Origin of the sequence: Pseudovibrio sp. POLY-S9, from assembly GCF_001431305.1 — a bacterium.
Taxonomy (GTDB): Bacteria; Pseudomonadota; Alphaproteobacteria; order Rhizobiales; family Stappiaceae; genus Pseudovibrio.
The window spans coordinates 1,148-1,886 of the sequence record NZ_LCWX01000225.1 but is presented as its reverse complement, the minus strand read 5'-3'; the positions used below and the strand labels follow the sequence as shown (position 1 = coordinate 1,886).

Sequence of the window (739 nt, the reverse complement as noted above, 5' to 3'; positions counted from 1 at the left end):
CGTGCACGCTGGCCTTCATCTTCAACAAACCTCCATGCGTTTTGCATGGCTTCAATCAAAGACCCTTCCGTGTAGCGAGCTGGTGCCTTTGTCTTCTTGGCATCAATGCTGACAGCTGAGATCCCTACGCCTTCACCGTCTGCGACCCGAGGCAGTTCGGCCTCGCTCTCTGAGGGCGGTCTGTCCTCGATGAACTCACCGTAAACAGCACGCCAGCCTGGTTGAATTGTCGAGCGGCCCACAGTCTTGAAGACAACAGCCTGACCGTTCACCGACACACTGATAGCAATTTGCGTCTGGTGATATTCATAATCAGGGCCAAGCGCTGCAAGGAATGTCTTGGCTATGAAATCAAACAGTTTTCGCTCATCAGCGTTCAGCCCTGCAATGATCTTTGAAAACTGATCAATCACAGCTGGATTGGGAATGATGGCATGATGAGATTCACCAGCTAGTCCGGCATCTGAGAACACACCGCGTTTGCCTGTCCTGATTGTTGGGGCCTGCCAGTCCAGATCCTTCACATAGCCGCCGCCAACAAGAGCGGCAAACACAGCGCTTGCTCCTTCAACCATGTTCTCAGGAAGGTAGCGCACAGCAGCGCGTGGATAGGTTGTCAGCTTGTGGATCTCATAAAGCGTCTGCGCAACGTCTAATGTTTTCTTTGCCGTCCATCCCCATTTGGCAGCTTGTTTTTGCAAGCTTGGAAGATCAACGGGCTTGCCTGGAGCCTGACGCC

The 739-nt window shown here is 52.9% G+C and carries 1 protein-coding gene; it reads right to left on the bottom strand.

Features of this window, described 5'->3' with window-relative positions:
- A partial coding sequence (locus PPL9_RS22640; protein WP_244273442.1) for a DNA topoisomerase occupies window positions 1-739 on the bottom strand: 739 nt, incomplete at both ends.